This window comes from Mycobacterium mantenii, from assembly GCF_010731775.1.
GTDB classification, from domain to species: domain Bacteria; phylum Actinomycetota; class Actinomycetes; order Mycobacteriales; family Mycobacteriaceae; genus Mycobacterium; species Mycobacterium mantenii.
In genome coordinates, this window is sequence record NZ_AP022590.1 from 6034444 (window position 1) to 6048053 (window position 13610).

Sequence of the window (13610 nt, forward strand, 5' to 3'; positions counted from 1 at the left end):
CACCAAGGAGTGGCGAGATGACCACCATTACTCCGATCTTCACTGGAGTGGCCGCCCACATCGCCGAATACGCCGACGCTGTTGCCGTATCCGGTCGCGGCGGCACGCAGATTTTCGTCTCCGGTACGCCCGGCCTGCGCGAAGACGGCACCCGGCCTGAGGACTTCACCGACGAAGCCCGGCAGTGCTGGGCCAACGTCGAATGCGCGCTGGGCAAGGCCGGCGCCAAGCTCACCGACATTGTCTACATGCGCCAATGGATCACCAGCCGTGACAATGCGTCCGCCTACCTGGCGGTGAGCAAAGAGATCATCCGCCACCAACCCGCCGCCATGTTCAGCATCATCGATGGGCTGGTATGGCCCAACGTCCGCGTGGAAGTCGAAGTCACCGCCATCCTGCCGGCATGAGCAGTTACCGGCGACGCGGGGCATTTCGACCGATGGTGAGCCGCAACGGGTCTGGCGCCCCGCCACCGTCACGCGCCGAACGGAGCTCGCAGTGACATTGCGCGAGGCGGCACCCACCAGCCGCGCGATGGTGGTCGCGGTGATGGTGTCCATGGTGGCGTTCCTCGACTCCACCGTGATCAACCTGGCGTTGCCGGCCACCGAACACGACCTCGGGGGCGGCCTGACGCTGCAGCAATGGATCATCGACGGCTACCTGTTGGCGATGGCGGCCGCGATTTTGCCCGGCGGGTCCATCTCGGATCTGTTCGGACGCGTTCCGGCGATGCGATTCGGGCTGTTGGCTTTCGGGACGGGCTCGGTTCTGGCGGCGGTTGCGACCTCCCCGGCGATGCTGATCACCGCGCGCCTCATCCAGGGTCTGGGTGCGGCGTTCCTCGTGCCGGGCTCGCTGGCGCTGATCAACACGGTGTTCGACAAAGCACACCAGCCGGCGGCGGTCGGCGTCTGGACCGGGTGGACGGGAACCGCCTTCGCGCTGGGCCCCCTGCTGGGCGGCATGTGCGTCGATTTCCTCGGCTGGCGTTGGATTTTCGTGTTGTCGGCGATCCCCATGGCGGTCGGGTATGCGCTGACGTTCTGGTTGTGCCCGATGTCGGGGCGGGTCGAGGGCGCCCGAGTCGATATCACCGGGGCGGGCCTATCGGCGGTAGGGCTGGCCGCCACCGTGTATGCGTTGATCGAATCGCAACGCGACGGCTGGACCGACCCGATGGTCATCACACCATCAGTGATCGGGGCCGCCGCGCTGGCCGGATTCGTGAGCTGGCAGCGCCGCAGTAGGTCTCCGATGCTTCCGTTGCCGCTGTTCACCTTTCGCAACTTCGCCGCGGCCAATCTCGTCACCGCGTTCGTCTACGGCGCGCTGACGCTCGGCTCGCTGGCCATCGCCCTCTACACCCAAGAAGTCGGCGGCTACTCAGCCACCGCGACCGGACTGGCCACCCTGCCGATCCCGGCGCTGTCGTTCGTGTTCGCAAGCCACGTCGGCCGCATCGCCGCGCGAGTGGGGCCACGCGTGTTCCTGATCGCCGGACCCGCGTTGGCGGGGATCGGGCTGCTGCTGATCCGCCCGAAAGCCAATGGATTTCACGTGATCACCGACCTGGTCCCCGGGATCACCGTGCTGGCCATCGGGCTGGTCGCGACTATCACACCGCTGACGTCGGTGACGCTGGCCTCGGTGCCGACCGAACACAGCGGCCTGGCATCGGCGGTCAACAACGCGGTCTCGCGGCTGGCCGCGCTGATGTCGATCGGGTCCATGGGCCTGATCAGCGTCGGCACGAGCGCCACCGGATTCGCCCACGTGTTAGAGGTGAGCGCCGCGCTGTTTGCCCTGGGCGCGTTGTGCTCCGCGCTTGTGATAACCAACCCTCCTGCCGGGTGCCAACCTGTGCCCTGCGACATCGCAGCCTTGTGCCGCGATCGGCCCGGCGTGCAACCAGCCCTGGCCAGCAGGCCCTCGGCCGCGGTCGAACCGTCGCCTCCGCAGTGATCGTTCGCCCGGGAAAGGCAATAGTGAAAAGCGCTGCAGCCGAGTTGTTTGACAGTCGCGAGATGCACGCTGCTGCTGCAGTGCGTCGGTCTGGCGGCCACGCCGGGAATCAACTCGACCGCTATGGCGTTCGGCTAGCCGTGGCGCAACTGAAGAGATGTCTTGATACCGGCCGGTCGACCATTCCCCATCGGGAGGCACGGTGTTGACACTCCTCAAGCGGGCATGGGTTCCGCTGGTTGTGGCCGCGGCGCTGATCATCGGTGGCGTTGCCGTGGTGCGACTTAACGGCGTTTTCCCAGGACCCGGCCTGCCCAAGCCCGATCCCCGGGATGCGACCCCGCCGTATGCGGCCAAGACCGCCATCTACGAAATCCTGGGACCGCCCGGGACGACCGGCGTCGTCAACTGGATGGATGCGGAGTCACTCCCGCAGAAGGCCAGCTTCACCACCTTGCCGTGGTCGAAGACGATCGTCGCCCAGATGCCCGGCATCTTCGCCTACGTCGTCGCCCAAGGTGACAGTCCCTCCATCGGTTGCCGCATCACCGTCGACGGCAAGTTGGTCGATCAACAACAGGCCAACACCCGGGACGCGCAGGTTTCCTGCTTGGACAAGTCCGCGTGACCGACGACACGAGCGACACGGACAGAATCCCCGTCGCGCAGCGCACCTCAGTCGAACGCAGACCACGTCTGGCCCGTACCATCCGCGTCCTGGCGCTGCCGATCGTCGTCGTCTGGCTGCTGATCGCGGTCGGCGTCAACGTCTTCGTCCCACAATTGGAGAAGGTTGCCGAGGACGTCTCGGTGCCGCTCTCGCCGTCCGACGCGCCCTCGGTGACCGGGATGAAGCACATCGGGCAGAAATTCAAGGAGTACGACTCCGACAACCTCGTCCTGGTAACCCTGGTCGGTGACAAGCCTCTCGGCGAGGACGCTCACCGGTTTTACGACGATCTGGTCAAGAAGATCCAGCAGGACCACGAACACGTCGAGCATGCGCTGAACTTCTGGGGACAGCGATTCACGGCCTCCGGTGTCGAGAGCTACGACCACAAGGCCGCCTACGTCCAGGTCAACCTGCGCGGCGACCAGGGCGGCGCGGTCGGCGACAAATCGGTTGCCGCGGTTCGAAAAATAGTCGCGGACTCGAAGCCGCCGGCGGGGGTGAAGGCCTATGTCGCCGGTCAGGGAGCCCTGACCGCCGACACGATCGTGGTCGGCGACGCGAGCCTGGCCAAGATGACGATCATCACCATCATCATCATCGCGATCATGCTGATGTTCGTCTATCGATCCATCGGCACGGTGCTGATGACGATGGTCATCCTGTTCGTCGGACTGGCCACCGGTCGCGGCGTGGTCGCGCTGCTGGGCAACACCGGCATCATGGGGCTGTCGACCTTCGCCGTCAACTTGCTGACGGCACTGGCCATCGCGGCGGGTACCGACTACGCGATCTTCATGGTCGGCCGCTACCAGGAGGGCCGCGAACGGGGGCTGGACCGCGAAGCCGCCTACTACGACACTTTCGCCGGTGTCACCAGGGTGGTGCTGGGCTCGGGTTTGACGATCGTCGGGGCGCTGGCCTGTCTGAAATTCACTCGGCTGCCGTACTTCAGTTCGCTGGCGTTTCCGTGCGCGGTGGGTCTGCTGGTGGTGGTTGCCGCCGGGGTCACGCTGACGCCGGCGCTGATCGCCTTCGCAAGCGGCTTCGGCCTTTTCGACCCCAAGCGCGAGTTCAACTACACCCGGTGGCGCCGCTTGGCGACGGCCATCGTGCGGTGGCCCGCGCCCATCCTCGCCACCTCCGTCATCCTGGCGATCGTCGGCGCGATTGGCTTGATGGGCTTCACCCCGCGTTACAACGACCTCTACTACCTGCCGGAGAGTGCTTCGTCGGTAAAGGCGTACACCGCGGCCGATCAACACTTCACCCAAGCTCGTCTGAACCCAGACCTGCTGATGATCGAATCGGACCACGATCTGCGCAATCCCCGAGACATGCTGGTCCTGGACAAGATTGCCGGCGCCATCTTCCGGGTGCCCGGCATCGAACGGGTGCAGAGCATCACCAGGCCGCTCGGCCCGCCGATTCAAGACGGATCCATTCCGTTCCAGCTCAGTGTGCAAAGCGCGCCGATCCGCAGCAACCTGAACTACTTGAAGGACCGCGTCGGCGACATCAAGAAGATCACCGGTTTCCTCGACACTCAGATAGCACTGTTGGAGCGCCAGTACGCGGTGACCCAGAAGCTCGCGAACGCCGCGGACGACAGCTCGAAAACAACGGGGGAGACGGCGGCCATCACGGACGAAATCCGGGATCACATCGCGGATTTCGACGACTTCTGGAGGCCGATTCGCAGTTACTTCTACTGGGAGAAGCACTGTTACGACATCCCGATCTGCTGGTCGCTACGAGCGCTCTTCGATGCGCTGGACGGGTTCGATCAGCTGGCCGATAAGTTCCACGCCCTCACCAGCGACCTCACCGACACGGCCAAGACCACGCGCGAATTGCTGGCGATCATTCCCGAGAATATCGCCGTCTCGAAATCGATCCGGGATACGACGCTGACCATTTACAGCTCGTTCGACAGCCTGATCGATCAGTTCGACCGGCTGACCGACACGAACGCCGTGATGGGCAAGTCCTTCAACGACTCTCAGGTGGAGAGCCTGTTCTACCTGCCACCCGAGATCTTCCAGAACCCAGACTTCTTGCTGGGGTTGAGCTTGATGGTATCGCCGGACGGCAAGGCTGCTCGCTTCATCATCACTCACTCGGTGGATCCGGCGACGACGAAGGGAATCGCGTCTGTCGATCAGGAGCGCCAAGCCGCCAAGGAGGCACTGAAGCTCACCTCGCTGGAGGATGCCGACATCTACCTTGGCGGTACGGCCGCGACGTTTTATGACATCGCCAACGGCGCCAAGTACGACCTGATGATCGCCGGGGTGGCCTCGATCGTGCTCATCTTCATCATCATGGTGATCGTCACCCGCGCTTTGGTCGCAGCGGGCGTCATCGTGGGCACCATCGTGATGTCGTTGGGGGCCGCCTTCGGGTTCTCGACACTGATCTGGCAGCATCTTGGTAATTTCCAGTTACACTGGGTGGCAACCGAATTCGCCTTGATTGTGCTCTTGGCGGTGGGATCCGATTACAACCTGATGCTGGTATCGCGAATCGAGGAGGAGATCGGAGCCGGCCTGAAGACGGGACTCATCCGTGGCATGGGTGTGACCGGCCCGGTGGTGACTGCCGCCGGTGTGGTGTTCGCCGTCACCATGGCCACGATGATCACCAGCGATCTCCGGGCGATCGGCCAATTCGGAACGACGATCGGCATCGGTCTGTTGTTCGACACCTTCGTCGTCCGATCGCTCATCACGCCATCGATCATGACGGTGATGGGACGCTGGTTCTGGTGGCCGAAGCGGGTACGCGTACGGCCGGCCAGCCAGATGCTTCGGTCCGTGGGGCCGCGCCCGCTGGTTCGTGCTCTGTTGTACCACCCGCGGCACGGGGCCCTCCCCCTCGAATCCGCGGACGTACCATCCGGCACAGTAGGCGCCGCGAAGTGATCTGGGAGGTAATGTTTTACGGCTCAGGTTAGGCGTACGCTGCGCCTTCCTGGCCGTTGGAGGAGCGTCTGCTTTCTGATCTCTACGTCCGGTCGACGGGGCCGGTAGAACACCCCCCGGAACGAACAAAGAAAAATCCGACGGCGATCGGTCTACGTTTGGTGCCGCGCCGCCATGGCGGCTTCGCGCCGAGCCTTCTCTTTCACGTGGGTCGAGCAGCAATGCCCCATTTCGCAATGGAATCGGTCACTGCATTCATGCGAGCAATAGATTGATGCGGCCGGAAGCCAGTCCGGATCGGACAGGTCACGCGGCAGGGCGCTCGGATCGAACGTGTGGCCGCAATGTGCGCAGGTCTTGGTCTTGACCATAAAGGTCAGGGTACGCCCAACGGCCCAAATCGAATGCTGGTTTCGCCTCGACAGCAAACAACCTTTCGCAAGAGCGGCCACGCGCCATCGGGGTCCGGTCTACTCACCCGGGTGAATGGGTGGTTGGGGTGATGACAGCTCACCCCGCCTGGCTGCAGTCTCAGTACGACCACAACCGGACGGGATTTGTCACCGCGGTTGCGGGGCGCCCCAGCAGACGGGCTTACCGGCGTCGCCGATGCGAAGACTGCGGTGCAGCCGGAGCCGTCAGGAGAACCAGGAAGGATCCCGCATATGCATTTTGAGGCCAAGAAGGTCGTTGTTGTCGGCGGCAGTGCCGGCATCGGTCGGCAGGTCGCGATGGACATCGTCGATCACGGCGGTAGCGCTGTGATCGTCGGCCTGTCGAACGACCGTGTCGACGACACCGTCGCTGAGCTCATGAGCCGGGGTGGCCAAGCCTGGGGGATCGCCGCCGAGTTGACGGACCGCGGTGCCGTCGCCGATGTGCAGCGCGCGCTTTCCGGGCAGCACGGCGATGCGACGTTGTTGGTCAACGCGGCCGGATTCTTTGTTCCCAAGCCGTTTCTCGAGTATGACGCGGTGACCTATGACTCGTACATGGAGCTCAACTACGCGTTGTTCTTCCTGACGCAGACCGTCGTCGAGGGCATGATCGTCCGCGGGGAAGGCGGGGCGATCGTCAACATCGGCAGCATGTGGGCGCATCAGGCGATCGGTGTGACCCCATCGTGTGGGCATTCGATGCAAAAAGCCGGGCTGCATGCGCTGACCCACAACCTGGCCATCGAGCTTGCCGGGCACAAGATCCGCGTCAATGCGGTGGCACCGGGCGCTGTCAAGACCGCCGCCCTCGAGCGGTGGGTCCCGAAGGACGAGATCGACGCCACCCTTGACACTTTCGCGCCGCTTCATCCATTGGGACGAGTCGGCACCCCCGCCGATGTCGCCAACGCCGTCACGTATCTGCTCTCTGATCAGGCCAACTGGGTCACCGGTGCGATTCTCAACGTCGACGGCGGCATCATGGCCGGCCGCAACTGACCCGATGGAGCTCCGCTGCCGGTAGGGAACCGGCGTTGGCCGAGGATGACATCCGCGGATTCCAGGCGCCACTGCCATACAGATATCTATGCTGCCCGCATGACCGAGTTCCGTGCGTCGCCGCCGCCGGATCTTCCCGGCATCCCCTCGGCCGAGGGACCGTTGCCCGGTCCGGAGCAGTTGGTCGGCCGCCCCCGGGCGTTGCCCGTGGACTTACTCGGCGAGTTGCACGGTCCGCTGTTCTACGCCGACTTCAACGGCGGCTTCAGGAAGCTGTACGCGTGCTCGCTGGAGCTCGTCACCGAGCTTTGCGACGAGAGCCGCTTCGCGAAGAACCTGACGGCAACCCTTGCTCGAGTCAGGCCCTTGGCCGGTGACGGTCTGTTCACGGCCTACCACGGCGAACCGAACTGGCAGCGCGCCCACGATGTGCTGCTACCGGGTTTCAGTTACGCGGGTCTGCGCGCCTACCACCCGGCGATGCTGGACATCAACCGCAAAATGATCGAGCGCTGGGACGCCAGCGCGGGAGTCGGACCGGTGGACGTGTCCACCGACTTGCAGAAGCTGGCCATGGACACCGTGGCGCTCGCCGGATTCGGTTCGCGCTTCGATTCTTTCGACTACCCCGGCCTGGCCCCTATCCCACAGAGCTTCACAATTGCGCTGGGGGAGTTGACATCTGACACGCCCACGCCGGTGTTCACCGAACAATTGGCCACCTTGCACACGTTCATCGACGGACTGATAGCCGAGCATCGATCCGGTGACCGTGAGTCTGAGGACCTGTTGGCGCTGATGCTGCAACAGGATCCGAACGGCAAACCGGTGCTCGAAACGCAGAATATCCGCAATCAGATCATGACTTTCCTGATCGCGGGGCAGCTCACCACATCGGAGCTGATGCCCAACACGCTGTACAACATCGTCAGCGATCCGACGGTCCTGCATCGGGTGCAGGCCGAGGTGGACACCGTTTTCGCGACCGACGACGACTACCTGCCCGGCTATGACGACATCGGCAAGCTGACCTACCTGCGGCAGGTCATCGAGGAGACCCTGCGGTTGTCCCCGCCGGTGCTGAACTTCGATCGAATGGCCCTGGAAGACACCGTGATCGGTGGCCAGCATCCGATCAAGCGCGGCGAGGCGGTCACGGTGCTCACCGGCGCCCTGCACCGCCAGCCGCAGTGGGGCGACAATGTCGAACTCTTCGATCCCGACCGCTTCGCTCCCGATCGTTCGGCTTCCCGGCCGGCCGCGTTGTTCAAACCCTTTGGCACCGGTGCACGATCCTGCATCGGCCGTCAGTTCGCGCTGCACGAGGCGGCCATGGCGCTGGCCCGGCTCGTCCATCGCTACCGCCTCATCGACGCCTACCACTATGTGCCGCAGTGGGAAACCCCGACCAGCCGCCGGCCGGTTGGGTTCCGACTCGACGTGCTTCGGCGCACACCGCAGGACCGCCAGACCGGCACACCTGCCGTCGAGGCCGCGGCCGGGCCGAATGCAGAGCAGCGCCCAACGGCTATCACGGCCGGCACCAGGCTGGCCATTTTGTACGGTTCGAACCTCGGCACCTGCCGCGCGCTGGCCCGCCAATTCGCCGACGATGCCACGGCATTAGGCTGCACGGCGACGGTGGCCCCCCTCGACGATGCCGTTGGTGGCTTCCCCGAAGCCGAGGCCCTCGTGATCATCGCGTCCTCGTACAACGGACAGCCGACCGACGACGCGCGCGCCTTCCTCACCTGGCTGCTCGACGCGAATACCACGCTGAGTCCGAGGCCCAATGTCGCGGTTCTCGGTGTGGGTGACCACAACTGGGCGGACACCTACCAGGCGATCCCGCAGCGCATCGATGAACGCCTCGGCGAGCTGGGAGCCAACCGATTGGTCCCGCGGGCAGCAGCCGACACCTCGGGGGATATGGTCGGCACGATCGAGGAGTTCGCCGCCGCGCTGTGGGCATCGCTGGCCGAACGCTTCGGAGACCCCGACGCCGCGCCACTCACGGATGCGGCCGAACCGCTCTACGAGTTGCGCCGGATCGTCGGGCCGGTGACGGCCGCGATGGACGCACGGTCGTCGGTGATCCCGATGACCATCGTCGAGAACACCCAACTGGTCAGCCCCGGGCTGGGTCAAGCCAAAACCAGTGTCCGCGTCGACCTTCCGGACGGCGTCGACTACCAAACGGGCGACCACCTCACGGTGATGGCCGACAATCCACCCGAGGTAGTCGACGCGGTTTTGGCGCAACTCGGCATCGACCCTGGACTGAGGCTGGCAATCAACCCTCGGCGCAGCTCGCGGCGGCTCATTGCGCTGGATCGAGAGGTCAGCGCACGAGAACTGCTGACGCACTTCGTCGAATTGCGGAAACCGGTGACCAGCAGTCAGTTACGAAGCCTTGCGGCGGCCAACAGCAATCCTGAAGAGTGCCAGCGGCTTAACCAACTGGCCGAGGCCCCAGACGGCTGCCCGCTCAGCGTGTTCGAGTGCCTCGACGAATACCCGGCTTGCGTTCTCACCGGTGCCGAACTCCTCGAACTGCTCGACCCCATGGTGCCGAGGCACTATTCAATCGCGTCATCGTCAATGCTGTCACCACGCACGGTAGGACTGGTCGTCAGTGTGCTCGATGCGCCGGCTCGTTCCGGTCACGGCCTGTTCAAGGGCGTCGCGTCCAACTACCTCGCGACAGTCCAACCCGGACAAGTGATCCGGGCGCGGGTGGACCCGGCTCGGCAGGCGTTCCGGGCCGGTGCCGATCCGGCCAAGAACGTGATCCTGGTCAGCGCCGGTACCGGTGTCGCACCGTTTCTCGGTTTCCTCGGTGACCGACTCGCCGCACAGCGTGCCGGAATGCCGGTGGAGCCGGCGCTGTGCTTCTTCGGGGTGCGTGATCCGGAGGTCGACTACATCTTCCGAGACCGGTTCGAGCAGGCCGAAGCCATCGGTATCGTGCAGATGCGCCCGGCCTTCTCTCGCGCGCCGCAGGACGGGGTTCGCTACGTGCAGGACCGGATCGCCGCGGACGCCGACGAGGTGTGGAACCTGCTAGGCGACCCGGCCAAGGACACCCACGTCTACGTGTGCGGCGACGGCGCACGGATGGCGCCGTCGGTGCGCGGGTCCTTCCTCGACATCTATCGGGCACGGACGGGCGATGACGACGAGCAGGCCCGCGATTGGCTGAACGCTCTCATCGAATCCGACCACTACGTCGAGGATGTGTGGGCGGGGTGAACCTCGTCATGGTTACGCGGCAGCTGTTGCGACGCAATGGCCAGCGACTAGGAAGCGTCGCGCAGGCGGGTCTCCACATCCTTGATTCCCTGGCGCAGGTGCTGTGCCAGGTACCATTCCTCACCGCTATGGGCATCGCGTAGCGCCATGTCGACTGCCGCCTTGGCGTCCGAGAGGTGCCCTCGGCGTTCGTCGCCCTGAGCGGTGATGGCATGAAGGACAGCCCGCACGGCCTCCTGGCAGGCAGTGGCGAAACCGCCGAGATGTGTGACCGACATGCTGACCCCTTTTTCCGCCTGGTCACCGGGATGCCCGCTGTACAGGGCGACAAACATTCCTTCGTCGCGGCAATTCGAGTCCCGCCGACTCCGCCGACGAGCGCCTCAGGGGAGGGCCGGTTAGTTTCCGGCCTCGATTGACGCGACTCTTGCGGCCGCGTCGGGACCGCAGAAGCGCTGCAGGTCCACTCCGCCCGCGCCGAGCAGGTCGTCAATGCGGCGCTTGAGGTCGCCCGACGAAATGTGGGTGTACAGGTTTCCACCGGGGCAAGAGGTTTGGGCCAGGTCCCGATGGCCCGCCAGTGTGTCGGTCGAAATGTGAAAATTCTGAGCCGCCCATGCGAACGCGCGAGCCGCTCCCTGGAGCTGGGCCTCCGGCACAGCCTCTTGATCGAAGTCTCCTTCGCAGAGGACCAGGAAATGGCCCGTCGTGTCGTAGTCCGTCGCGGTGTCGCCCGCGATCTCGGTGCTCCGCAGCTCGTAGATGTTGCCATTGCGGTCGACGCCGACGTGATAGGCGATGTCGATCCAGCCGTGTTGGTCCTGGTGGTATCGCTGATCCTGTCGGAGATGGCTTGGGGCATGGCGGTTTTCGCCCAGGACGACGGCCTCGTGGTGCAGAGTCATCCGGGTGATGGTGTGGCGCTTTCCTCCGGAGCGGGCCGGTCGCGCGCCCCAGGCGTCGCGGCATAACAACGGTGCCGAAGTCGCAGCGGTCAGGCGTGCATTGATTGTCGACGTGGCGGGAGGAGCCGGAACCGAAGGCGGCTTCGGGCGGGTCTCAGACGCCGAGGCCGAGTTCGTTTGGGTCGCACTCGAGCAGCTGCCGACCAGGGACGCCACCCCGGCGCCGCCGGCCAGCGCCAGCAGCTGACGGCGACTGACACGAGCTGGCCCACCGCACGCAGGCTCACACACGGTCCTCACGATACGGGCGTGACGCCGGCCCGCGGGACGTCTTGCTTTATGTCCCACCTAACGCGTCCCGCACGCGTCCGCGCGCCCGGTCGAGCCGGACGGCGGCCTCGGTCGCGTCAACGCCCGCGACCAGGGCGACGATCGCGGTCTTGGCGTGACCGCGCGCGGCGGCGAGCGCGGCGATCGCCGTCTCCTCGTCGACTCCCGCCGCGTCGCGGACGATCCGCACCGCGCGGCGGCGCACCTTCGCATTGGTCGCGCGCACGTCGACCATCCGCGGTCCATAGGCCTTGCCGAGCGCAATCATCACGCTCGTCGAGAGCGCGTTGAGCACGACCTTCTGCGCCGTCCCCGCGGTGAGCCGCGTAGACCCGGCGAGCACCTCGGGCCCGGTCAGCAGCTCGATCATCAAATCGGCCGACGCCTCGCTGCTCGGGTTGTTGACTATCGCGACGGTCAGCGCCCCCACCGCGCGCGCGTGCTCGAGCTCCCCGAGCACGTACGGTGTGCGGCCCGACGCCGTGATCCCGACGAGCACGTCGGCGGCGGTCAGGTCGGCGAGATCGGTTAAGTCAAAGGCGTCTTCGGCGCCCTCGATCGCCTCGGTCAGCGCCGCCGCCCCGCCCGCGATCACTCCGCGCACCAGGTCGGTGCCGAATGTGGGTCCGCACTCGGCCGCGTCGAGCACCCCGAGCCGACCGGGCGTTCCGGCGCCGGCATAGATCAGACGGCCGCCGCGGTCGAGCCGCGCGGCGATCGCCTCGGCCGCCGCAGCGATCCGCGGGACCGCCGCCGCCACCGCGCCGTGCGCGTCGGCCTCGGCGGCAACGAGCAGAGCGACGACCTCGGCGATAGGCCGCGCGTCGAGGTCGTCAAGGTCTGGCCGCACGGCTTCGGTGGCCAGCGCATCGAGCCCGTGCGCGACAAGGGCCTCCGGAGCCGCTTGCACGCGAATCAAATACGGCTCGTGGATCGCCCGTAGCCGCAGCGCGCCATCAAGCGCGTCGCCGGCGGCAGGGATGAGGTCGAGTTGCGCCCGCAGCGCGTCGACCCCGTCGAAGACTCCCGCCAGTCCGCCGACCATCGCCACCGGCCCATCCCCGGCCGCGCGGGCGGTGGCGGCGAGCGCCTGGGCGGCGGCGCTGACGATCGCCAGCGCCGCGGCGTCGCCCTGCGCGGCCAGGACGTCGGGCGCGAACGACGCGAGCGCGGCGGCGCCGGTGAGCTGCCCGGGCCAGGTCTCCGGCGCGCCGAACCGGGCGCGGGCGGCGTCGAGCAACGATGTGGACGGTCCGCGGCCGTCGTGGGCACGCAACGCCGCGCGCAGCCCCGCGGCGCCGATCCACGCGCCGCCGCCCTCGTCACCCAGCCACGCGCCCCAACCGTCGGCGGTGCGCAGGGCGCCGTCCGCGTCGATCGCCAGCGCCACGACGCCGGTGCCCACGATCAGTGCGACGCCCGGCTCCCCGTTCAGCGCGCCCGCGTGCGCGATCACGGCGTCGCTGGTTACCGTGACGCGCTCCGTCTGCAGCGATGCCAGCAGCGCATCGCCCAGTGCTCGCGCCGCGTCCGGCGCCGTCAGCGCCCCGGCGGCGCCCACGACCACCTCGTCGACCGGGCCGATCTCGCACTAGCTTGCCGGCCACGGCCAGGATCGCCGCCTCCGCGGCCCGCGCGCCGCCCGGTGTCGCGAGCCCCGGTGCGCCCGTGCCTTCGGCCCTGCGGCCGCCTGCCGCGGCCCGGCAGGACGTCTTGCCGAGGTCGACGGAGAGGGTCCGGAAGCGCTGAATCACCGCAGTTTCTCGGCGAATTCGACAATGTTGCCGTCCGGGTCGGCGATGTGCAGCGTCCTTTCACGCCATGGCCGATCCACCGGCCCGGTGAGGATCTCGACGCCGAGTCCGCGCAGCCGCTCCGCTTCTGCATCCACGTCCTCAATCAGGAAGCCGATCTCACCGCAGGGCGGATTGCCGCCTTCGCGACCGATGAGCTCGGGCAGCTTCGAGCGTTCGAAAAGCGAGAACTTCGTGTTTTCCAGGGCGAACTCGACATAGCCGTCGCCCTCGATTCGCACCTCGAGCCCGATCACGTCGCAGTAAAAGGCCACCGACCGGCTGAGCGATTCGACATATTGGATGACGTAGTCCACGCGACGCATGCAATG

The 13610-nt window shown here is 66.1% G+C and carries 12 protein-coding genes and 1 pseudogene; 7 read left to right on the top strand and 6 right to left on the bottom strand.

Annotated elements, in window-relative coordinates; all coding sequences use genetic code 11:
* Positions 1 to 17 precede the first annotated feature (17 nt).
* The 4 genes from G6N50_RS27980 to G6N50_RS27995 all read left to right on the top strand — a co-directional run bounded on the left by G6N50_RS27980 (position 18) and on the right by G6N50_RS27995 (position 5562).
* The gene (locus G6N50_RS27980) at positions 18 to 410 is read left to right on the top strand and encodes a Rid family hydrolase (RefSeq protein WP_083092941.1); all 393 of its coding nucleotides are present in this window, start codon (positions 18 to 20) and stop codon (positions 408 to 410) included.
* A 91-nt stretch (positions 411 to 501) separates the two neighbouring features.
* Positions 502 to 1968, top strand: coding sequence for an MFS transporter (locus tag G6N50_RS27985; protein WP_232068847.1), 1467 nt, complete (start codon positions 502 to 504; stop codon positions 1966 to 1968).
* A gap of 205 nt (positions 1969 to 2173) precedes the next feature.
* Positions 2174 to 2596: an MmpS family transport accessory protein gene (locus tag G6N50_RS27990; RefSeq protein ID WP_179970197.1), complete on the top strand. Its 423-nt coding sequence runs from the start codon at positions 2174 to 2176 to the stop codon at positions 2594 to 2596.
* On the top strand, positions 2593 to 5562 hold the full coding sequence (locus G6N50_RS27995) for an MMPL/RND family transporter (RefSeq protein ID WP_163650916.1): 2970 nt from the start codon (positions 2593 to 2595) through the stop codon (positions 5560 to 5562). Before G6N50_RS27990 ends, G6N50_RS27995 begins: the two co-directional genes overlap by 4 nt.
* Positions 5563 to 5714: 152 nt before the next feature.
* Here G6N50_RS27995 and G6N50_RS28000 read toward each other — a convergent pair whose 3' ends face one another.
* The gene (locus G6N50_RS28000) at positions 5715 to 5933 is read right to left on the bottom strand and encodes a ferric uptake regulation protein (protein WP_083092938.1); all 219 of its coding nucleotides are present in this window, start codon (positions 5931 to 5933) and stop codon (positions 5715 to 5717) included.
* Between the two features lie 294 nt (positions 5934 to 6227).
* Between G6N50_RS28000 and G6N50_RS28005 the strand changes: the two genes are divergently transcribed.
* Both G6N50_RS28005 and G6N50_RS28010 read left to right on the top strand, forming a co-directional pair.
* Complete coding sequence (locus G6N50_RS28005) at positions 6228 to 6998, top strand: SDR family NAD(P)-dependent oxidoreductase (RefSeq protein ID WP_083092936.1); 771 nt, start codon at positions 6228 to 6230, stop codon at positions 6996 to 6998.
* Between the two features lie 99 nt (positions 6999 to 7097).
* Positions 7098 to 10250 carry a bifunctional cytochrome P450/NADPH--P450 reductase gene (locus G6N50_RS28010; RefSeq protein ID WP_083092934.1) on the top strand — a complete coding sequence of 1051 codons (3153 nt, stop codon included), beginning with the start codon at positions 7098 to 7100 and terminating at the stop codon, positions 10248 to 10250.
* A 47-nt stretch (positions 10251 to 10297) separates the two neighbouring features.
* Here G6N50_RS28010 and G6N50_RS28015 read toward each other — a convergent pair whose 3' ends face one another.
* Both G6N50_RS28015 and G6N50_RS28020 read right to left on the bottom strand, forming a co-directional pair.
* A complete protein-coding gene (locus G6N50_RS28015; protein ID WP_083092933.1) occupies positions 10298 to 10585 on the bottom strand; it encodes a hypothetical protein in 288 nt (95 codons plus the stop codon).
* 63 nt (positions 10586 to 10648) lie between these two features.
* Positions 10649 to 11224: an N-acetylmuramoyl-L-alanine amidase gene (locus G6N50_RS28020; protein ID WP_408632528.1), complete on the bottom strand. Its 576-nt coding sequence runs from the start codon at positions 11222 to 11224 to the stop codon at positions 10649 to 10651.
* A gap of 43 nt (positions 11225 to 11267) precedes the next feature.
* On the opposite strand from G6N50_RS28020, the gene G6N50_RS29830 reads away from it, so the two are divergent.
* Positions 11268 to 11402: a hypothetical protein gene (locus tag G6N50_RS29830; RefSeq protein WP_269473843.1), complete on the top strand. Its 135-nt coding sequence runs from the start codon at positions 11268 to 11270 to the stop codon at positions 11400 to 11402.
* Positions 11403 to 11492: 90 nt separating this feature from the next.
* Here the strand turns inward: G6N50_RS29830 and murQ are convergent, their stop codons facing one another.
* From murQ to G6N50_RS28030, 3 genes and pseudogenes are all read right to left on the bottom strand, one after another.
* Positions 11493 to 12395, bottom strand: a complete 903-nt coding sequence (gene murQ / locus G6N50_RS30195; RefSeq protein ID WP_372509948.1) for an N-acetylmuramic acid 6-phosphate etherase — start codon at positions 12393 to 12395, stop codon at positions 11493 to 11495.
* 171 nt (positions 12396 to 12566) lie between these two features.
* Positions 12567 to 13052: pseudogene (locus G6N50_RS30200) on the bottom strand (BadF/BadG/BcrA/BcrD ATPase family protein); the annotation flags it as partial.
* 183 nt (positions 13053 to 13235) lie between these two features.
* Complete coding sequence (locus G6N50_RS28030) at positions 13236 to 13604, bottom strand: VOC family protein (protein WP_083092930.1); 369 nt, start codon at positions 13602 to 13604, stop codon at positions 13236 to 13238.
* Between the last annotated feature and the right edge of the window lie 6 nt (positions 13605 to 13610).

Coding starts and splice junctions, on each gene's coding strand:
- G6N50_RS27980 (WP_083092941.1), top strand. CDS start 18: ATGACCACCATTACTCCGATCTTCACTGGAGTGGCCGCCCACATCGCC.
- G6N50_RS28000 (WP_083092938.1), bottom strand. CDS start 5,933: ATGGTCAAGACCAAGACCTGCGCACATTGCGGCCACACGTTCGATCCG.
- G6N50_RS28005 (WP_083092936.1), top strand. CDS start 6,228: ATGCATTTTGAGGCCAAGAAGGTCGTTGTTGTCGGCGGCAGTGCCGGC.
- G6N50_RS28010 (WP_083092934.1), top strand. CDS start 7,098: ATGACCGAGTTCCGTGCGTCGCCGCCGCCGGATCTTCCCGGCATCCCC.
- G6N50_RS28015 (WP_083092933.1), bottom strand. CDS start 10,585: ATGTTTGTCGCCCTGTACAGCGGGCATCCCGGTGACCAGGCGGAAAAA.
- G6N50_RS28030 (WP_083092930.1), bottom strand. CDS start 13,604: ATGCGTCGCGTGGACTACGTCATCCAATATGTCGAATCGCTCAGCCGG.